The sequence below is a fragment of the Nonomuraea sp. NPDC003709 genome (assembly GCF_040610775.1).
Taxonomy (GTDB): domain Bacteria; phylum Actinomycetota; class Actinomycetes; order Streptosporangiales; family Streptosporangiaceae; genus Nonomuraea; species Nonomuraea angiospora_A.
The window spans coordinates 51,830-72,546 of the sequence record NZ_JBEXMW010000003.1; the positions used below are offsets into that span (position 1 = coordinate 51,830).

Here is a 20,717-nt window from a genome sequence, read left to right on the forward strand (position 1 = left end):
GCGGGAGCGGCATCTACTTCTTGTTGCGGTAGAGGACCATGGTGATGGGACCGAAGACCGCGACGAGCAGCGCTGACGAGACGAGCACCCAGCCGATTTCCCCGGCGGGCACCGAGCCGTGCATCAGGCCGCGTACCACGGTCGCCAGGTGGGTGATCGGGTTGACCTCGACGACCGCCTGCAACCACCCGGGCATCGTCTTCGGGTCCACGAAGATGTTGCTCACGAACGTCAGCGGGAACATCAGCATCATGCTGACCCCCGCCACCGAGTTCGGCGTGCGCAGGATCAGGCTGAGCATCGTCCACAGCCACGACAGGCAGAACGAGAACACCAGCAGCAGCACCACCGAGAGCACCACCCCGACGGCGCCACCCTCCGGCCGGAACCCTAGGACCAATCCGAGCGTGATCACGATCGCCGACCCGATCGAGTAGCGCATCACATCGCCGAGCAGGGCGCCGACCAGCGGCGACGGTCGCCACACCGGAAGTGACCTGAACCTGTCGAACACCCCCTTCTGGATGTCGGTGTTCAGCGTTATGCCGGTGTTCATGGTGATCATGACGTTCGCCTGCACCAGGATGCCGGGCAGCAGGAATTGCAGGTACGCCTGTGTCGACCCGGCGAGCGCGCCACCGAACAGGTAGGTGAACATCAGCGTGAACATGATCGGGAACATGGTCACGTCGACGAGCTGCTCCGGGACGTGTTTGATCTTCAGCAGAGCGCGCCAGCCGAATGTCAACGAGGTGAGCACCGGGCCAGGCCGAGACGGCCGCTCGCCGGCCAACAGCACACTGCGCAGCGCGTCCTCAGTGACCAGCGCCGACGCCTGCTCCGCGGACGTGGCATTCATGCGGCATCCTCCTCGGGTGTCTCCTCGGCCGGGTGACCGGTCAGGGCGAGAAACACCTCGTCCAGGCTCGGCTGGCCGAGCGCGAACTCGGTGACGTCGATGCCGCTGCGGGACAGCTCGGCCAGGGCGCGGGCGACCCGCTCGGGGTCGGAGATCCCCGCGGACAGCGCGGCCGGGTCAGCGGACGGCTCGACCGGCACCTCGAGGACGCCGGCGAGGACCCGCTCTGCCTCGGCCCGCTGCTCGGGCGCACGTAGCCGTACGTGCAGCGAGCCGGCGCCGACCGATGCCTTGAGCTGGCCGCTCGTGCCCTCGGCGATCACCTTCCCGTGGTCGATCACCGCTATCCGGTCGGCCAGCTGGTCGGCCTCGTCGAGGTACTGCGTGGTCAGCAACACGGTGGTGCCCTCGGCGACCATACCCCTGACGATCTCCCAGACCTGGTTCCTGCTGCGCGGGTCGAGCCCGGTCGTGGGCTCGTCGAGGAAGATCAGTTCGGGGGTGACGACCAGGCTCGCCGCGATGTCGATGCGCCGGCGCATCCCTCCGGAGTACTTCTTCACCTGCCGGTCGGCCGCTTCGGCAAGACCGAACGCGTCGAGCAGGTCGGCCGCCCGCTCCCTGCCTCGGCGGCGTGAGTAGCCGAGCAGCCTGGCGAGCAGCAACAGGTTCTCCACCCCGGTGAGATCCTCATCGACCGACGCGAACTGCCCGGTGAGGCCCACCCTGCTCCGCACCGCCCGGGCGTCACGCACGACGTCGTAGCCGAGCACTTGCGCCTCTCCGGCGTCGGGGCGCAGGAGCGTGGCCAGCATGCGGATCGCGGTGGTCTTGCCCGCCCCGTTCGGACCGAGCACGCCGTACACGCCCCCGGCGCTCACGGCCAGGTCCACACCGGCGACCGCGTGGGTCGTGCCGAAGCTCTTCTTCAACCCTCTCGTCTCGATCGCGAGCTTTCCCATAGGTTCGATTCCTTCTCTCGGCGTTGCGAACGGATTGGTGAGCTAGTCAAGTTTGACTACTTGGCCAAAGCAGACGAGGACGAAACGTCTAGTCAAGTTGATTAGACGCGCATCTTGAGGTGATCGGGGACCGTTCGCCACGAACCCGGATCATCGGCCATGGTGTAGGCGCCCTCAGACAGTCGTTTGCTCAGGCTCTTCGCCCACTCCAGTTCGGTGCGTGCCTGTCCCGCCCACAGTTCGGCCTGATCGCGGACGTGCTCGGGGGCGTCCCTATTGGGGTGCTCCCGCCACTCGGCCTGCACTACGAGCTCCGCTTCCAGGCGCGCGACCCGCTCGTTAACCTGCGCGATGGCATCTGTCCTGGTCAGCATGGGCAACATGGCGATGGACGCGTTGAGCATGTCCGGGTCGTGGGTGCGCCGCAGACCGTCGCGGACCAGTTCGACCATCTCGTCACGTCCCCGAGCTGTCGCGCGGTACAGAACGCGCTCCGGCCCGGAGTTGCCCGGCTCGGCGTGTTCGGTGAGGAGGCCATCAGCCGCCGCCTTCTTCAGCGCGTGATAAATCGAGCCGGGCTTGATCTTGGCCCAACTCTCCGCACCCCAGCTCTGCAGTTCGGACCGCACCTGGTAGCCATGCGCGCCGCCGGAGAGGTGCACGATACCGAGTACCAGGAGCTTCGTCGCCGACATGCGCCCACCTCCGCTCAACCCTCTCGTCTCGATCGCGAGCTTTCCCATGGGTTCGATTCCTTCTCCCGTGTTGCGAACGGATTGGTAGAGACTAGTCCAGTTTGACTACTTGGCCAAAGTACACGAGGAAGAAACGTCTAGTCAAGGTTGATTAGGCGCGCATCTTGAGGTGATCGGGGACCGTTCGCCACGAACCTGGATCATCGGCCATGGTGTAGGCGCCCTCAGACAGTCACTTGCTCAGGCTCTTCGCCCACTCCAGTTCGGTGCGTGCCTGTCCCGCCCACAGTTCGGCCTGATCGCGGACGTGCTCGGGGGTGTCCCGATTGGGGTGCTCCCGCCACTTGGCCTGCTCTACGAGCTCCGCTTGCGCGCCCGCCAGGGTGGTGTCAACTCCCACCAACACTAGGGTGCCCTCCTGGTCCGGGTGGTGTCAGCACTGACCTACAAACGGTGCTGGTGGAGACCTCCAAAGCCACGCGGGGTTGATGACTTCAAATCGAACACGGGCTGCCGACGTAGGCCGGAGGGCGAATTGCACCTCGTTCTGGGCTGCGCGGCGCGGACAACTTCTAGGCTTAGGCCTGTGGAGGACCCCGGTAACGCGTCTGAGCAACTCCACCAGATGAGAGGACAGCTCTGGTTGGGCGGCCAAGCGGAGAACCGCCGCAAGATCATCAACGCGTCGACTCGCCTCGCTCGGCGCAAGCCAGGATCCGGATCAACTCGGTAGGCCGGGACCCGCTCGTCGGTGAGGCGCTTCATGGTCTCTTCCGCATCGCCGCTGTTTCCCGGCGACGGAGGCGGAGGCGATGCTGGAGCGCTGGTAGCGAGCTCGGCCGAGGAAGGCTTCGACGGCGGTCAAGATGATCAGGCGGACGCCGAGCCGGGCGACGTCCTCAATGACCTCGACCAGATCACGATCGGAGGAGTGATCTATTTACACCGCATCCGGGAAGCGGCCCCGCAATTATCGCTCGGACCCACTGATCAAGTCGTCAACTCCGTATCCCTCGACAAGGAGCAGTTGATCGAGCACATCGAGCAGAGCCGCCCGATCGCTGGATGTACGACTCTGCGCCAATCCTCGGATAATCAGCTCACCCACCTCTCGGGCATTGCCGGCGGCCGTTGTCCGAATGTCCCCAGCTTCCATGCTGAACACTTCGACGAATCGTTGAGCGCACAACAGGGCCAGGTCATCGACCCGATCCGGCGCTCGTTCGAGCGTAATGAGGAGCTGCGGCAGGGCATGGGCAAAGGCAGGCGACGCTACGAGCACCTTAATTACCCTTTCGAAGGGACGCAGTGCATGACCACGTAGCGCACCGGCGACCTTGGCGGCTTCCTTGGGCACCTCGTCGTCAACATCGTCAGCCAGAGCGGCCAGGGTCGTAATGGCAACCTCTGCGTTGGTGGTGTGGGGCACGAGATGCGCAGCCATACCAGCGGCGCCCTTGCGCGCCGAGGTATCCGCGCCAGCCAGGACAACCTCTAGGTAGTCACTGACACCCCACTCCATCGCCGCGAAGGCCGCCAACTGACCGCCAACTTCTCGGACCTTTCCGTCCGCCGAGGCGAGTACGCGCTCCACCACTGGTCGAACTGCCATCGGCTCCTCGTTCCCCAACAAGATGAGGACCCGAATAACCGACTCCGCGACGAACAAGACGTCATCCGTCTCAATGAGCCGCCAGAAGGCCTCGGTGGCGGCTGGCCGGGCATGCCTCATGGCGGCCCCAATGAGACGAGCGACGCATGTGCGGACTGGGATGGCGGGATCCTCAGCAAGTCGATCCAAGATCGGCGTAGCCAGGGCAGTCCGCGCTCCGTCCACGTCGTAGACCAAGAGATCGGCCAAAGCCTCCGTCAGGCTGCCGCGGGCCGTGTTGATGCCGGAGGTACGGATGTCCGCCACCTGACGACCCGATCGGTCAGCGCTCCAGACCCGCACGCCGTCGTCACTCGGATCGGTGGTCGCAATAAGGCGATCCCTGATCAGCTCCGCCATGCCGAGCGGCGCCGTCTTCACATACGATCGGAGCGCCCACCCCAGCCAGCGGTCGTTATCGCTGTGGCCAAACGAGGCGATGTGCCGAACGGCATCGAAGACTACCGCCTCGTCTTCAAGCGGCTTGGCGTCCCCGAGCCCCATGAGGATGGCGTCGCCGTAGGCCGGGTTCAGATCCGGCGTCAGCCGCAGCGCCAGCCGGGCGAAGCGGCCGGGATCCTGCTTCGTCTGCTCTCGTAGAACATGCGACATCTCGCGAGCCCCGCCCGTGAAGCTCCGCCAGTCCTCACGTTCCCGGGCATGCTTGGCCATCGCCTGCAGCCAGTTGTCGTCGCTCATAAGCGGTGCGGCTTTACTCGGGATCGGCGGGCCGATCAAGCCGCCGACGACACCTTTCGGTTCGGGTGGTTTCTCCATCTCGACAGCCCGACGGAGCTCACCCAGTCGGCGTCGGCCCGTCTGAGAGAGCCGCCTCTCCTCCAGTGCCGACAAGAGGTTAAAGGCGTACCACCCAGGTCGGCGCTGCTCCCACGAGAAACGTAGATCGCGGACAGCGGCTTCGAGACGACTGAATAGCTCGTCGCTAATATGCGGACTGATCGTCTCCATGACCTGGCGCGTCGTCCAGACAGCGTTAGAGGTATACCCACAGAGGAACCGGTGACGCCCCTCCAGTAGCAGTTCGGCAGCCCACTCGGCGTAGGCCGCGCGGCCGGCTATCAGCCCTTGATAGAGCAGCCATTGAGCGCTCTCATGCGGGTCGACGGCCAGTCGCTCAAGGGTAGGCCGCATCCCTGCCGGGTCTGTCTCTACCAAGCTGCGGATGGCCGCGGCCATGCCGTTGAAGATCACATCGTCAAGGTCCTCATCGGGCTCGGTTTCCGGATAGCGATGCGAGAAGTGGGCGTCCGGTCGCTGCCCTTCTCCGTCATGCTCATAGGCCGTGACTTCCATGACCTGCAGGAGGTATGGCAGCACGGCGTCGCAAAATTGGCGGGGCGCCCCTGTGACGACCTTTCGTACTAGCTGGGCACCTCGGTACTCAGAGCTTTTCAAGACGGCAACGTGGCCCCGCTCGTTTAGCTCCAAGCGGCCGTGACGGTCGATCAGGAAGGCGACGAGAACTTCCACGGCCCAGTGGGGGTGTTCCTCTGCCAGGTCGTCCACAGACAACCAGAAATCATGCTCCAAGCCGTCGTAATAGCCACACCTGATGGCGTCAAGGAAGAGTTCGAACAGAGGCCGACTAGCCCCCAGCTTCGCGAAGCGGACCACCCGGCGCAACCAGGCCGCGTACGCCGGTGTATCGCGGTGCTCCGTAAGTAGTTCAGCCAGCCGGTCCGGCGATGTCCCCGCCACGCCGGCCATCAAGTACAGGGCGCGATGCTGTTCATCCTCCCCCGAACGCATCAGGTTCGCTACGTGGCCGTCGGCATCGAGCCGAGCAAACCAGGCGGGCGTGCACAGCTGGCTCCACAGCCTCGCTTCGTACGCCGGGTGGGCAGCTGCGACGTCGAGCAGCATGTCAGCCTCGGGCGTCGTCGGGTCGGCAATCCCGCCTAGCACCGCCAGGGCCGCCGCCTTGATGTGGACGCGGATCTCGTGGCTCGTGAGGAGCCCACGGACCTCATCGATGAAGCGACCAGGGTCAGATTCCCGGAGGTAGGTCATAATCTGCCGGACCTGTGCGCGCCGGAAGAGCTCCTGCTCGCCGTGAGTCAGGAACTCGACGAGCGACTGTCTCTGGCTCACCCAGTGCCGGGCGAAGGCGTAGTCGAAGAACGCTTCATGGAAGAAGGCGACCTCGCGGCCGTCCCGCACCAGGACGTGCTCGGATGCCAGCACATCTGCGTCGTTGGCAAGGTCATCCCGATCGAGGACCGTCACCGGCACTGACAGGCGCTGGTATTGACTGATCGCCTCCGCCACGGCGAAGACGACTGAACCGAAACGCGTGTCAGCCCTTCGCGCCAGTACTTGGCGGCGCTTGCGATCCCAGTACGCGTCGAACAGATGGCCGATGGTCTGGAAGTCCAAGGCGCCCGGTTCACTGGCAACCGTCGCCAGCAGAACAAGGTGCAACGGCGACCGCAGAAGCATCCGTTGATGGGGCGTGAGAGCGGTGGCGTCCAACCCCATGTCGCTGACAGCCGCATCAACTTGATCATCCGACAGAGGGCCGCCAGTCACCGTCGCCGTGTTCGGACGTCCCGCTAGGCCGCGAATGCGCTCATCGTTGTCGACATCAAACTTACGACACGCCAGTATGACCTGCATGCCCTTGAAAGCCGACGCTTCCCGTATGAGATCAGCGATGACATCGAAATTGCGGGGCATGCGCCCAGAAGCGAGGCTGACAGCATCAAGCTGATCGATGACCAGCAGCGAAGACCGCTCGCCAGCAGCCGCGGCAAGAGCGGCAACAGGCGATACGTCTAGGCCGATTCGCGCCCCCAGCTCGACGGTTGATGCGAAGGGTTCCAGCCGGTCGAGCCGGACGACCAGGACAGGCAGCCCACGAGCGCGCACGCCCTCCACTACCTGCCACAGCACGCCCGTCTTCCCCCCGCCAGCGGCACCAACCAGGAAGACCAAGCCGTCGTTCGTTCCAGTCGCAAGACGCTCCAGCTCCGCCGCCTCGTACCGCACGATGACCGGCTGCAGCAACTCCGTCGCGACGGATGCGGACCAGCCAGCTGTAACGGCATTGACCCGCTCGATCAGGGCAGCGCTCCGGATGGCCGTCGCCCGCCTCAGGCCGTATCGCTGTAGCCGCTCGCTTATAGCGGACTCTGTCAGCTCGACGCCAAGGTCCTGGACCACCAGATCACCGAGGCCGACTGCCGCTAGTAAGCCGGAGGCGCCCTCTAGCAGAAGTCCGGCGAGCGCTGCATTAACCTGGACCACATCCCGCTCGTCGGGCCACTCGATCCAGGTGCCGCGCAGTACTGTCCAGGCCATCTCCGCCGAACCAAGTACTTGCGGCGACGACAGCTCGTCGAACGCATCCCGCAGAGACTTATTCGGCAACCAGTTCTCAATGAAGTCTTTGAGATCCTTGGACCGCCGGGCAAAGTCACACAGTTCGTGGGGCACCTGAGCCGGAATCGTCGAGGCGAAGTGATACTCCCGACCAGCTTCAACGTGGTGCCGAGCGTTCTTCCAGATGTCCAGCTTGTTCAGAGATGCTACTGACCAGTTGTTGACGGTGCCGTGCTGCCGCTTGAGCTGGTGAACCTCCACCGCGTCGGATCGACGATAGGTGAACTCAACGCCCTCGGCTAGATCACCTTTGTCCTCGACAGTGATCGAGTCACCGTGACCGGCGAGAACGTAGAGAACGTGGCGGACCGTCCAGGCACCCTCGTACCGATTTCCGAACTTGTCTGACTCACCGCCCGAGCGAGGGCTCACTCTTTCCCCCTGCTGTCGACCAAGAGCTGATTCGCATGGAACGTCGGCTGCCGCAAGATGATCACCGTCGCTCCTTCGCGCCCGAAGCAAGGCGTCGACTTGGAAGCGACGCTGCCCGGGAGGCAGTCGATCTGACGGCCGGCGATCGTGACGCTCGGAGTGACGTGGGGCAGCGCCTGGCACACACGTGTCCGAACGACGCATTCTCGGTGGAGGGCCTCCAGAGCCGACATAAATGCATCATGCCGGAAGACAAGTGCATGTGGATGATGAGTGGTGAGGTGCGAGGGGTGACATCCCTCCGGGGTGTAATTCCAGCCTGTTGATGCAAGCCCTGGACAACATCGGCGAACACCACGATGTCACCAACCGCCGTGATCTGCGCTCGTGGCGTTCAATCTCGGCCGCTGATGCGGGAGACCTATGTCAGGACCTGTCGATGTGGATCGATGTCTGCTCCCTGGTGCCGGACACCCTTGGTGGCAAATCGATGGCAAACGATCAAGAGGCCAGGCTCCCAATCTTGGGAACTGGCCTCTGAACTGGTACTTCGTGGTGGGGCTACCAGGACTTGAACCTGGGACCTCCTCCTATCAGGCAACCCGAACACGTGTACGGATCACGCCAAGTGGTCCGCAAGCTGCCTGCGACTGTCCATCGGCGTCCGCCAATGTCTGCGGTCAACCGCTGGGATTGTCACGCGGTTGGTCACTCACGGGCTCTAGGATAGAGGAGGCGCTTCGCGCGCCCTTCCAGGCCTTCCAGGCCGCGCTTCGTACGGAAAGCTCTGCGGCGCTGCGGCATCTGGCAGCTCAGAACGGAGGTTCGCCCGAAAAGTCAGAGACGGGCACAAGATTCGCATTCAGGGTGACTTGAGGTGCTCGTGCCCCCAGAATCGGGGGCGGCAATTCTTCGGTGTCGAACGCCGCACTCCATGCCTGCCTGAACAACTCCTTGTGGGTTGACGTATCCGGCTCGCCGTATCCCTCAAAATCGTTTCGGTAGTACTCCGCGTCGGGGTCGATGCCAGCCAGGGCACACAGAGGTGCGTAAACGGCGTAAGCCGTCTCCCATCGCTCAGGAATGATCTTGCCGTGGAGCGTACGCCGAACCGTCTCCTGGCTAGCTGTGCCGTCGAGCCCGAGTCGCTCCGCTGTGAAGACGATCTGCTTGAGCGGAGGCCGCCCGGCAGCCCGGTACATCTGGAAGAGAAGGACCAGAAGCTCGCGATGTGGACCTTCGGGCACCTGATCCTTGGATGGCATGGCAATCGCTCTAACCACGACAAGGCTCCTCGCCAACCGTTGACGCGTTAAGACCAGCAAAGCCTACCGTCGACAAGCTTTGACAACCTAAAACTCAATGAAGACGACGCAGAATCGGCCTACATCGCCCCAAAAAAGGCTTCGACAGAAAGGATCAACTGCTCCGGCGTGCCTCGAAGCTGATATCGGAGCAGGCGAAACCGGGGCCTCGCGGGCGAAGGGCGCGCCGCTCCATGCAGGGCACGACGGTCGCGCCCTGCATCCCCTTACGGAGGAGCGATGTATCTACTCACCGTCCGAGCCGCCGTCGTAGTCATGGCGGCGGCCTTCGTTGCGGTGCTCGCGTTCGCCCTGACGATGTCGGCCGGCACCGTCTGGCAGATGGCGCTTCTATACAGCGGCGGCGCGTTCGGCTTGGCTATCCCGTTCTTCAACAAGATCATTCCTCCCGCTACCAACGAAGCGGAGGACGCCGACTAGCGTTGATGTCCGGCGGACCCGGACGGTACATGCCCCGGGGCTGAAACACTGGGGGGCTCACCTGCGCCCCGCGCCCCAGAGTGTTTCAGCCCGTTTATCGCGCGAAGCGCGCATCAGGCTGCTACTCCGGCCTTGCCGGGGACAGTGGGGACAGCCTGTCTCCGACAAGGCCTCCGGAGGCTACAAACGTTTCCCCTGGTCAGGCCAGCATTGGGGACAGCGGGGACGCCAGGGACACATCTGCCTAAGCAATCACGATGTGCAGCACAGCGACCGCCGCAAGCCCTGCGCCTATGCCCGCCGCAAGGTTGCCCGTCAAGATGCCGACGGCCACCGAGATGCTGATGATGATCGCCCACCTGAGCGGGAGTCGATCCGGCTCCTTCGCCTTGGTCGGCTCGCTCGTGCCTTCACTTGGTTGTCCGACTACCCTGTCCATCTGGACGCGTCCTTTCTGCGGATTGGAACCCTGTAGGGGCGGGACGTGTAGGCGACCGGTTCTCTGTGGGGCAGGGGACCGGTCGCTCTTTGTTTGGTCCGAGCTCGCCCGGGGCCTCACGAGAAGATTCTTGCGTAGGTACTTCCGCAGACACTCCAGATAGTGGGCGTTCCTGTGGATAATCCTGGATTCACCCCAACACTCATCGCGTCGCGATATTTGTGCAGGTCGTAAGGGAGGGTGGGACCTAATCTCTTACTCAACCACCGCGCCGATGGTGGCCAGTCGGATGTTTCACGATGTTTCACGCATGTCGGGTTATCAAACCGTTACACTGCATCCACAGCTTCGCTCGGTTTATCCACATCTACTCCGCGAAGCATCCACAGGCTGCCCACAGGTCCATGCCAGATTCGCGACCCAGGACACCAAAGCTGCCCGATCGCGAAGCATTGCCACGATCGCGGTGTGTGTTTGGGACCTTCGGGAGGACCGGGAACGCAGCCGGGGCAGCAGAGGGCTTTCCCTTTGAGTGGGCGGCATACTTGCGGCTCGTGCGGCAGGACTTGAGCCACAAGGAGGCGTGCCGGATCGTCGGCATCAACTCCCGAACGGGACGACGATGGCGTAACGGACGCAACGCGACCGGTAATGAACGTGGGGCGCTGCCGATCGCAGCGGCGGAACACCCAGGCGTACTTGGCCGCTATTTGAACGAGACCGAGCGGATCCATATTGCCGACGGGTGCGGGAGAAGGCGTTGATCCGGGAGATCGCGCGTGCTCGGCCGCACGCGGCTCAGGCCCGAGCCGACGCGCGCCGGCCTTGCCCCAAGCCCAGCAAGATCGGGCAGAACCCCGCGTTATGGGCATACATTCAAGACCACCTGCATAAACGCTGAAGCCCGGAGCGGATCTGCCAGAGTCTGGGCAAGAACTTTCCCGAGCGGCCGGAGATGCATGTGTGCCACGAGACCATCTACCAGGCGCTCTAGGCCGCGGAGAGCTGCGTCGCGAGCTGACCCGTGCCTTGCGTACCGGGCGCAGCCGTACGTCGAGACCGCCGCCCACGGCCTGGAGGTCAACGGTGTGCTGCGCGAGGCCCTCGACCACGACCTGCGGTGGCGGGACCCGGCCGGCTACGAGTGGATGCACCTGCGGATTCGCCATTACGTCATGGACCGGCTCCTGCGCGACGCCCGCGAGTACGCTTCGTCGCCTGCCTGCAGAGCGGCGTCAGGAAGCGCCGGGATTTCGCCGCTCACCGAGTCGACGTGCTCATCGACGCGTTCCCTTGACGTGGTCGAGGCCGTCGCGAGCCTCGGAGGAACCCGATCCGGATAATCGTCCCTTCGCAGATAATCCGTTCCGGGACGACTTGGGTAAGCTGGCGGCATGACGGCAATGGCTCCCGCACGTACTGAAACCGACCTGTCCTTCCTGCTCGACCACACCGGCCACGTGCTGCGGACCCAGATGTCGGCGGCGCTCGCCGAGATCGGGCTGACGGCGCGCATGCACTGCGTGCTGGTCCACGCGCTGGAGGAGGAGCGCACCCAGATCCAGCTCGCCGAGCTGGGTGACATGGACAAGACCACGATGGTGGTCACCGTGGATGCGTTGGAGAAGGCCGGCTACGCCGAGCGCCGCCCGTCGAGCACCGACCGGCGGGCACGGATCATCGCGGTCACGGACGCGGGCGCGGCCATGGCCAAGCGCAGCCAGGAGATCGTGGACGGCGTGCACCGGGCGGCGCTCGGCGCGCTTCCCGACGACGAGCGCGAGATCCTGGTGCGCGCCCTGAACCGCCTGGTCAGCGGGCACCTCGCCGCCCCCGCCGAAGGACCCCAGCAGGCACGCCGGGCCCGGGAGCGCGCAAATTAGATCCAAAGAGGATCGTCTATTACGGAACTATCTGCTACGGTCTCTCTTGTCGGCCTGAGACAGGAGAGACCATGTCGTACGTGCTTAACTCGCGCTGGACCGCGCTGGGCGTGCTGTCCGCGACGGGACTGATGACGGTCCTGGACGGCAGCATCGTGACGGTGGCGATGCCCGCCATCCAGCAGGACCTGGGCTTCTCTGGCGCCGAGCTGAGCTGGATCGTCAACGCCTATCTGATCCCCTTCGGCGGGTTGTTGCTCCTGGCCGGGAGGTTGGGCGATCTGATCGGGCGCCGGACGATGTTCCTGGCCGGGAATGCGATCTTCACCGCCGCGTCCGTGCTGGCCGGCGCGGCCACCGGGTCCGGCATGCTGATCGCCGCCCGGTTCCTGCAGGGCGTGGGCAGCGCGCTGGCCTCGGCCGTGGTCCTGGGCATCCTGGTGACGCTGTTCACCGACGCCAGGGAACGGGGCAAGGCCATCGCGATCTTCAGCTTCACCGGGGCGGCCGGCGCGTCGATAGGCCAGGTCCTGGGCGGAGTGCTCACCGACGGCCTGAGCTGGCCGTGGATCTTCTTCATCAATGTGCCGATCGGCGTGATCACCATCGCGCTCGCCCTGCCGACGCTGCCCGCCGACCGCGGGATCGGCCTGGCCGCCGGCGCGGACATCGCCGGTGCCGTGCTGGTGACCGCCGGTCTGATGCTGGGCATCTACACCGTCGTCAAGGTCGAGGAGTACGGCTGGCTCGCCGCCCACACCCTCGGCCTGGGCGCGGTGTCGCTGGCCCTGCTCGCCGGCTTCGTGGCGCGGCAGGCCAGGGCCAAGGCCCCGCTCATGCCGCTGCGGATCCTGCGCTCGCGCAACGTGGTCGGCGCCAACCTCGCCCAGATGCTGGCCCTGTCGGGCATGTTCGCCTTCCAGGTCCTCGTCGCGCTCTACATGCAGCGGGTCCTGGGCTACGGGGCGCTGGACACCGGGCTGGCGATGCTCCCGGCCGCGGTGGGCATCGGCTCGATCTCGCTGTTCGTCTCGGCCCGGCTCAGCGCCCGCTTCGGCGCCCGTGCCGTCCTGATCATCGGCCTGGTGCTGCTCATCGCGGCGATGCTCCTGCTCACCCGGGTGACGGTGGACGCCGGTTACGTCACCCACCTGCTCCCGGCGATGGTGCTGATCTCGGGTGGCGGGCTGGTGCTCCCGGCGCTGGTCACGCTGGCCATGTCCGGCGCCCAGGAGAGCGACGCCGGGCTGTCCTCCGGCTTCTTCAACACCACCCAGCAGGTGGGGATGGCCATCGGCGTGGCGGTGCTGTCCACGATGGCCGCCTCGCGCACCGGTGAGCTCCTGGCCGCCGGAGCGGGCCAGGCCGCCGCGCTGACCGGGGGATACCGGCTGGCGTTCGGCATCTCCGCCGGGCTGCTGGTCGCGGCGCTCGCCGTGGCGCTCACCGTTCTGCGCCGTCCTGCCCCGGCCGCCGCCGGCCTGCCCGTGGCCGAAGAGGAGACGGCTGCTGCCTGAGACGGGTCCCCTTCGCCCGGCGTGCTACGGCGCGCCGGGCGTTCCCATTGAGGACGGCTCCGCACGCGTCCGTCCATTCGGCGCTCACCAGGCCCCAGGTCGCGGACCTCCGGTCGAGCAGCGCAGCCCTCGGCAAACCGGCGAGCGGCACGGCTCTCGCCTGCCGCAGGGGCCTGCCGGAGAGCCCGGGTGGGAGGCATGTCCGGATAGCGGTCGGCCACTGCCGACAAGCGCACGGCCGGAAGCGCGCCAACGGGGAGGACGCACTCCCTCGCCCTCAGCCACAGGGGGAGCCACAGTTCGTCGATGTCGTCCTGGCGGGCGCCGAAGACGAGGAGAAGGCCTTTCATGAGCTCCCACTGGGGGATGCCGATGCCCCCGGAAGATCCCCGACAGTGTGCCTGGCGATGCCGCGAGAGGAGCGAGCCCCACCTGAAGATCCTTGTACTTCGGCGCACCGGCCCGGATGTGCGCGCGTGCCAGCTCGCGCGCGAGATGCGCACGAGAATCACCCTCTGGCGTGTCCATGGCAGGAGGAGGCAGAGCGACCGTCCTGGACGGCGCGACCGCCACGGGGAGAGCCGGCACGCTCTTCTGCTCAGCCGCCGCGATACGCGCCGGTGCTTGGCGATCGACCGTCGGGACCGACTCGTCGTGCGTTCACGACTCATGATATGGCTCTGGCCGATCATCTCCATGATGACCTGAGTCGCGCTCTCGAACGAGATGGACACCTCCATCGCCACTGCGAAGGAGGCCGACGTGAACTCGCTCTCGACCCGCTTGCCTGAGGAGACGAACTCGCGGATCGGCGCCATCGTGGCCTCGGAAACCCTGAGCGGCTGCTTCATGCCCAGGGACTCCCTGCCGGCCTTGAGCGAGTCGACCAGGTGCTGAGCCTCCTTCAGGTTCTTCGGGAAGGCGGTGTGCTCAACCAGGAAGGTCGCGCAAAGATCGAGAGCACCGTGGTAGATGAGCCCGTAGATCGTCCTCATCTGCGGGCCCGGCAGCGGGATGGCGGCGATGCGCGAACCAGGACTCATTACGACTCATCGTCCCCGTTCAGGCCCTGGCGCGGGGCTTCGCGGGAGGGGGAGTCCGCCATGGCGGCCCTGAGCGCGAAGGCCACGATCCGGCCCACGAGCGACCGGGGAACCGCCGCGCCGACCACGCCCTGGTCGACGGAGACCATCACGATCGTACGGGTGACGTGGCCGGCGACGACACACGTCGTCGTCGCACCGGCCAAGGCCACCCACAGGTCATATCCCACGCGGGCTGGTCAAGTCCGGGTGCGTAGCACGGGCAAGCTGCGTATCGAGGTTCAACTCGATCTTGGTCGGCACCGTTCGAAGGTCTGCCTGCTGTCGATGTGGACTGATCTCTGTCACCTGATGACAGACGATCTTGGTGGCAAATTGATGGCAAACGATCAAGAGGCCAGATCCACGATCTTGGGATCTAGCCTCTGAGCTGGTGAAACTCTGTGGGGCTACCAGGACTTGAACCTGGGACCTCTTCCTTATCAGGGAAGCGCTCTAACCGTCTGAGCTATAGCCCCGCGCACACCGAACGTTATCGCATCCGCAGGACGGAGGCGAACCGGTTGTTCGGACGAGGAAAAGCTTACCGCCTCCAGCGTGCTGCTCGCGCCGTCCCCGCCCACGGGGCCGGCGCGAGCGCCACGACTACTCGGCCTCGCTGAAGGTCACCTCGACGCCTCCGACCAGGTCAGAGGCGATGTTGTAGATGACCGCCCCCAACGTGGACAGCGCGGTGATCAGTACGACGTTCACGGCACCGATCAGTGCCGTGTAGCCGAGGATGCGCACCGGCTCGAACCAGGAGGCGATGTTGATGGGGATGGAGCTCTGCCCCTGCTCTCCCTGGCCGAGCTGGTTGACCAGGTCGACCAGCGAGTCGAACACGCCCAGGGCCGACAGCACGCCGTACAGGACGGCCACCGCCACGAACAGCACCACGAAGCAGACCAGGGACACCACGAAGCTGAACTTCATGGCGGACCACGGCTCGACACGGCGCAGGACCAGGTGGGCCTTGCGGGGGAGCCGGGACCCCGAGGAGTTCGACGACTTCTTCTTGTTGGGCAGCTCGAGAGCGGGCGGGGCCTCGGTGGCGAGCGACGGACGGACGCGGACCGTGTCGTTGCCCTCCGGAGGCTGCGGGCCGGGGCCAGGACCGGAACCCGGACCGGGGCCAGGACCAGGACCAGGACCGCCGGGGCCGGGGGCGGACGGCGTGGGCATGGGTGACGGCGCGGGGGCCGTCGACCGCGACTCCTCCTTGGGCGGACCTGGCTTGCCCTGCGCGGGCGACGTGTCCTTGCCGTCGTCGACCGCGCCGAAGATCTCGGTTTCGTTGGGCTTCTTCGGCTGTTGTCCGTTACCCGAAGCCGCCTTAGTCCTGGCGGAGCCACCCTGGGCGCTCATGAACTACTCTCCTCCCCCGTCTTCCTCAGTTTCCACCGAAGTCTCCATCGACTCCGCGTTCCGGGCGAGGGCCACCACGCTGTCTCCTTCGGCGAGATTCATCAATCGCACTCCCATGGTCTGGCGGCCGGACTGCTTGATCTCACCGGCACTCGTCCGGATCACCCCGCCGGCGAACGTGATCGCGAAGACCTCGTCCTCTGGGTTGACCATGACGGCACCGACCAGCTTGCCACGGGAAGACACGATTTTCGCAGTAAGCACGCCCCTACCGCCACGTCCTTGAACTGGATACTGCCCCACTGGCGTCCGTTTTGCGTACCCACCCTCCGTGGCGATAAGCACATCTTGACCGTCGGCGAGTCGATTCATGGCGAGAAGTTCGTCACCGTCGAGGAACCTCATGCCGATCACACCGCTGGTCGCACGGCCCATGGGCCGCAGCGCCTCGTCGGAAGCGGTGAACCTGATCGACTGGGCGCCCCTGGAGACCAGCAGCAGGTCGTCCTGCTCGGAGACCAGGCGGGCTCCGATGACCTCGTCGTCATCCCGCAGGTTGATCGCGATCAGGCCACCGGTCCTGGGGGAGTCGTACTCGGACAGGCGGGTCTTCTTGACCAGCCCGCTGCGGGTGGCGAGCACGAGGTAGGGGGCGACGTCGTAGTCGCGTAGGTCGAGAACCTCCATAACTGTTTCGTCGGGCTGCATCGCCAAAAGGTTCGCGAGATGCATGCCACGCGCGTCACGTCCGGCGTCGGGCAGCTCGTACGCCTTGACCCGGTACACCCGGCCCTTGTTCGTGAAGAACAGCAACCAGTGATGCGTCGTGGTGACGAAGAAGTGGTCGACGATGTCGTCCTGGCGCAGCTGGGCGCCGCGCACGCCCTTGCCGCCGCGCTTCTGCGCCCGGTAGAGGTCGGTACGCGTGCGCTTGGCGTAGCCGCCCCGGGTGATCGTGACGACGATCTCGTCCTCGGCGATGAGGTCCTCGATCGACATGTCGCCGTCGTAGGCGATGATCTCGGTCTGCCGGTCGTCGCCGTAGCGGCCGACGATCTCGGCGAGCTCCTCGTTGACGATCTCCCGCTGACGGGCCTCGCTGGCCAGGATCGCGTTGTACTCGGCGATCTGCGTCATCAGGGAGTCGTACTCGTCCTGGATGGCCTGCCGCTCCAGGGCGGCCAGCTTGCGCAGCTGCATGTCGAGGATGGCCTGCGCCTGCACCTCGTCGATCTCCAGCAGCGCCATGAGGCCCTGCTGGGCGTGCGAGGCGGACTCCGAGGCCCGGATGAGGGCGATGACGTCGTCGAGCCGCTCAAGGGCCTTCAGGAGGCCGCGCAGGATGTGGGCGCGCTCCTCGGCCTTGCGCAGGAGGTAGCGCGTCCGGCGGACGATGACCTCGATCTGGTGCGCGACGTAGTGCCGGATGAACTGGTCGAGCCGCAGCGTGCGCGGCACCCCGTCGACCAGGGCCAGCATGTTGGCGCCGAAGGTGTCCTGGAGCTGGGTGTGCTTGTACAGGTTGTTCAGCACGACCTTGGCGACCGCGTCGCGCTTGAGCACGATCACCAGGCGCTGCCCGACCCGGGAAGAGCTCTCGTCACGTACGTCGGCGATGCCGGTCAGCTTGCCCTCGCGCACCAGCTCGGCGATCTTGAGGGCGAGGTTGTCGGGGTTGACCTGGTACGGCAGCTCCGTGACGACGAGCGCCTGCCGCCCCTTGTCCTCCTCGACCTCGACCACGGCCCGCATGGTGATCGAGCCGCGCCCGGTGCGGTAGGCGTCCTCGATGCCCCGCCGCCCGACGATCAGCGCCTTGGTGGGGAAGTCGGGCCCCTTGACCAGCCTGATCGACGCTTCGAGCAGCTCCTCGTCGCCGGCCTCGGGGTTCTCCAGGGCCCACTTGACCGCCGAGGCGACCTCGCGCAGGTTGTGCGGCGGGATGTTGGTGGCCATGCCGACGGCGATGCCGCCCGAGCCGTTGACCAGCAGCTGCGGGAAGCGCGCCGGCAGGACGTCGGGCTCCTGCGACTTGCCGTCGTAGTTGGGGCGGAAGTCGACGGTGTCCTTGTCGATGTCGCGCAGCATCTCCATGGCGATGGGCGCGAGCTTGCACTCGGTGTAGCGCATCGCCGCCGCCGGGTCGTTGCCCGGCGAGCCGAAGTTGCCCTGCCCGTCGACCAGCGGGTATCGCAGCGACCACGGCTGCGCCAGTCGTACCAGCGCGTCGTAGATCGAGGTGTCGCCGTGGGGATGGTAGGTGCCCATCACGTCACCGACGACGCGGGCACACTTGAAGTAGCCGCGGTCGGGACGGTAGCCACCGTCGTACATCGCGTAGAGCACTCGCCGGTGCACGGGCTTGAGACCGTCGCGGACGTCCGGCAGCGCCCTGGACACGATGACCGACATCGCGTAGTCCATGTAACTGCGCTGCATCTCGGACTGGATGTCCACAGGCTCGATGCGCTCAGCCGGGGGAGTGGTGTTCACGTCCGTCACAGGTGATGATCCCTTTTCTAACTAAACGTCGAGGAAGCGGACGTCGCGCGCGTTGCGGATGATGAAGTCGCGCCGGGCTTCCACGTCCTCGCCCATGAGCACGCTGAACAGGTCGTCGGCCTGCGCCGCGTCGTCGAGCGTGACCAGGCGCAGCAGCCGGGTCTCCGGGTTCATCGTGGTCTCCCAGAGCTGGCCCGCGTTCATCTCGCCGAGACCCTTGAAGCGCTGTACGTTGTCCCGCGGCCGCGGGTCGGCCTTGCCGTTGGCGATCCCTTCGGCGATGACCGCGTCGCGCTCGGTGTCGGAGTACGCGTAGGAGGCGTCCTCGCCCTTGCGGTCCCACTTGATCTTGTAGAGCGGCGGGCACGACAGGTAGACGTGTCCGGCCTCGATCAGCGGCCTCATGAACCGGAACAGCAGCGTCAGCAGCAGCGTGTTGATGTGCTGGCCGTCGACGTCGGCGTCGGCCATGAGGATGACCTTGTGGTAGCGCAGCTTGGCGATGTCGAACTCGTCGTGCACACCGGTGCCCAGGGCGGTGATCAGCGCCTGGACCTCGTTATTCTTGAGGACCTTGTCGATCCGCGCCTTCTCGACGTTGAGGATCTTGCCGCGGATGGGCAGGATCGCCTGGAAGCGCGAGTCGCGGCCGCCCTTGGCCGAGCCGCCGGCCGAGTCACCCTCGACGATGAACAGCTCGCACTTCTCCGGGTCGTTCCACTGGCAGTCGGCCAGCTTGCCCGGCAGGCCGCTGCCCGATTCGAGCAGCGACTTGCGCCTGGTCAGGTCGCGGGCCTGGCGGGCGGCCATGCGGGCGCGCGAGGCCTGCAGCGACTTGTTGATGATGTCCTTGGCCTCGCCGGGGTTGCGCTCGAACCAGTCGCGCAGGTGGTCGTTGCAGGCCTTCTGCACGAACGACTTGGCCTCGGTGTTGCCCAGCTTGGCCTTGGTCTGGCCCTCGAACTGCGGGTCGGCCAGCTTGACCGAGATGATCGCGGTCAGGCCCTCGCGGACGTCCTCGCCGGAGAGGTTGTCGTCCTTGCCCTCCTTGAGGAACTTCTGCTCGCGCGCGTAGCGGTTGACGATCGTCGTCAGCGCCGCGCGGAAGCCCTCCTCGTGGGTGCCGCCCTCCGCAGTGTTGATCATGTTGGCGAAGGTGTAGACCGACTCGGAGTAGGAGTTGTTCCACTGCATGGCGATCTCGACCGCGATGCCGTCACCCTCCTCCTCGAAGGAGACGATCGACGCGTGCGCCGGCTCCTTCTTGGCGTTGAGGTGCTGGACGAAGTCGGTCAGACCGCCCTCGTAGCAGTAGGTGACGGTGTGGACCTCGCCATTGATGTGGTCGGGGCGCTCGTCGGTGAGCGTGATCGTCAGGCCCTTGTTGAGGAAGGCCGTCTCCTGGAAGCGGCGCGAGAGCGTCTCGTAGTTCCAGGCGGTGGTCTCGAAGATGTCGGGGTCGGGCCAGAACGTGATCGTGGTGCCGGTCTCGTCGGTGCCCTCGCCCTTGGCCAGCGGCGCGAGAGGCTTGGACATCTCGTAGCGCTGGCGCCAGAAGTGGCCGTTCTGCTTGACCTCGACGTCCATGGCGGTGGACAGCGCGTTGACGACGGCCGAGCCGACGCCGTGGAGGCCGCCGGAGACCGCGTAGGACTGGCTGTCGAACTTGCCGCCCGCGTGGAGCGTGGTCAGCACGACCTCGACCGCCGAGCGGTTTTCCTTCGCCATGAAGCCTGTGGGGATGCCACGGCCGTTGTCGACCACGCGTACACCGTTGTCGGCCAAGAGCGTGATGTCGATCACGGAGGCGTAGCCGGCGAGGGCCTCGTCCACCGAGTTGTCCACAATCTCGTAGACGAGGTGGTGCAGGCCACGCTCACCGGTGGAGCCGATATACATACCCGGGCGCTTGCGAACCGCCTCAAGCCCCTCGAGTACGGTGATAGAGCTAGCGTCGTAGGACAACTGCGAAATCCTCCTGCCGCGGACACGCGGCGGGGGAGGCCATCGACCTGCGAAAGCTGCCCCTACCGTGCCCGTCACCGTCGTGAGTGCCCCGATGCGCGGTCACCCAAGGGAAGTCGGCTTATCGCCGGGGTGACACGCAAGCGGACGTGTCCGGAATCCGTCTTCAGTCTACCGGGTCCGGCGGCCGAAGGTGGCAAGGAACGCGCCTGTGATGGCTCCTAGCTCGTTTTGCCCCCTGGTAAGCATCCCCCCTTCGGAAAGGGGGCTTATCG

15 protein-coding genes and 1 tRNA gene are annotated in these 20,717 nt (G+C 65.6%); 4 read left to right on the forward strand and 12 right to left on the reverse strand.

The features are described from left to right. Positions 1-13 precede the first annotated feature (13 nt). The 6 genes from ABZX61_RS08880 to ABZX61_RS08905 form a co-directional block, all read right to left on the reverse strand. Positions 14-859: an ABC transporter permease gene (locus ABZX61_RS08880; RefSeq protein WP_355192840.1), complete on the reverse strand. Its 846-nt coding sequence runs from the start codon at positions 857-859 to the stop codon at positions 14-16. After that, positions 856-1,821, reverse strand: a complete 966-nt coding sequence (locus ABZX61_RS08885) for an ATP-binding cassette domain-containing protein (protein WP_355192842.1) — start codon at positions 1,819-1,821, stop codon at positions 856-858. Before ABZX61_RS08885 ends, ABZX61_RS08880 begins: the two co-directional genes overlap by 4 nt. 101 nt (positions 1,822-1,922) lie before the next feature. Further along, the gene (locus ABZX61_RS08890; RefSeq protein WP_355192844.1) at positions 1,923-2,516 is read right to left on the reverse strand and encodes a PadR family transcriptional regulator; all 594 of its coding nucleotides are present in this window, start codon (positions 2,514-2,516) and stop codon (positions 1,923-1,925) included. Positions 2,517-2,748: 232 nt separating this feature from the next. Then, on the reverse strand, positions 2,749-2,916 hold the full coding sequence (locus ABZX61_RS08895) for a hypothetical protein (RefSeq protein ID WP_158441122.1): 168 nt from the start codon (positions 2,914-2,916) through the stop codon (positions 2,749-2,751). A 570-nt stretch (positions 2,917-3,486) separates the two neighbouring features. Beyond that, positions 3,487-7,941 (reverse strand): hypothetical protein, encoded by a 4,455-nt coding sequence (locus ABZX61_RS08900; protein WP_355192846.1) that lies wholly within the window; start codon positions 7,939-7,941, stop codon positions 3,487-3,489. An 812-nt stretch (positions 7,942-8,753) separates the two neighbouring features. Then, positions 8,754-9,206, reverse strand: a complete 453-nt coding sequence (locus ABZX61_RS08905) for a hypothetical protein (RefSeq protein WP_355192848.1) — start codon at positions 9,204-9,206, stop codon at positions 8,754-8,756. Between the two features lie 279 nt (positions 9,207-9,485). Between ABZX61_RS08905 and ABZX61_RS08910 the strand changes: the two genes are divergently transcribed. Then, complete coding sequence (locus ABZX61_RS08910) at positions 9,486-9,686, forward strand: hypothetical protein (RefSeq protein WP_355192850.1); 201 nt, start codon at positions 9,486-9,488, stop codon at positions 9,684-9,686. Between the two features lie 244 nt (positions 9,687-9,930). Here the strand turns inward: ABZX61_RS08910 and ABZX61_RS08915 are convergent, their stop codons facing one another. Next, entirely contained in the window at positions 9,931-10,125 is a 195-nt protein-coding gene (locus ABZX61_RS08915) for a hypothetical protein (RefSeq protein WP_355192852.1), read from the reverse strand. A gap of 1,394 nt (positions 10,126-11,519) precedes the next feature. Between ABZX61_RS08915 and ABZX61_RS08920 the strand changes: the two genes are divergently transcribed. The 3 genes from ABZX61_RS08920 to ABZX61_RS08930 all read left to right on the forward strand — a co-directional run bounded on the left by ABZX61_RS08920 (position 11,520) and on the right by ABZX61_RS08930 (position 14,422). Next, the gene (locus ABZX61_RS08920; protein WP_355192854.1) at positions 11,520-12,008 is read left to right on the forward strand and encodes a MarR family winged helix-turn-helix transcriptional regulator; all 489 of its coding nucleotides are present in this window, start codon (positions 11,520-11,522) and stop codon (positions 12,006-12,008) included. A 71-nt stretch (positions 12,009-12,079) separates the two neighbouring features. Further along, entirely contained in the window at positions 12,080-13,525 is a 1,446-nt protein-coding gene (locus tag ABZX61_RS08925; RefSeq protein ID WP_355192856.1) for an MFS transporter, read from the forward strand. A gap of 762 nt (positions 13,526-14,287) precedes the next feature. Then, positions 14,288-14,422, forward strand: coding sequence for a hypothetical protein (locus ABZX61_RS08930; RefSeq protein WP_355192858.1), 135 nt, complete (start codon positions 14,288-14,290; stop codon positions 14,420-14,422). A 145-nt stretch (positions 14,423-14,567) separates the two neighbouring features. Here the strand turns inward: ABZX61_RS08930 and ABZX61_RS08935 are convergent, their stop codons facing one another. The 5 genes from ABZX61_RS08935 to gyrB all read right to left on the reverse strand — a co-directional run bounded on the left by ABZX61_RS08935 (position 14,568) and on the right by gyrB (position 20,442). Beyond that, positions 14,568-14,798, reverse strand: coding sequence for a hypothetical protein (locus ABZX61_RS08935; protein WP_355192860.1), 231 nt, complete (start codon positions 14,796-14,798; stop codon positions 14,568-14,570). A 214-nt stretch (positions 14,799-15,012) separates the two neighbouring features. Beyond that, positions 15,013-15,086, reverse strand: a tRNA-Ile gene (locus tag ABZX61_RS08940). A gap of 127 nt (positions 15,087-15,213) precedes the next feature. Continuing rightward, a complete protein-coding gene (locus ABZX61_RS08945; protein WP_355192862.1) occupies positions 15,214-15,975 on the reverse strand; it encodes a DUF3566 domain-containing protein in 762 nt (253 codons plus the stop codon). 3 nt (positions 15,976-15,978) lie between these two features. Next, complete coding sequence (gene gyrA / locus ABZX61_RS08950) at positions 15,979-18,477, reverse strand: DNA gyrase subunit A (RefSeq protein ID WP_355192863.1); 2,499 nt, start codon at positions 18,475-18,477, stop codon at positions 15,979-15,981. Positions 18,478-18,498: 21 nt separating this feature from the next. Next, positions 18,499-20,442: a DNA topoisomerase (ATP-hydrolyzing) subunit B gene (gyrB, locus tag ABZX61_RS08955; RefSeq protein WP_355192865.1), complete on the reverse strand. Its 1,944-nt coding sequence runs from the start codon at positions 20,440-20,442 to the stop codon at positions 18,499-18,501. Positions 20,443-20,717: the final 275 nt, after the last annotated feature.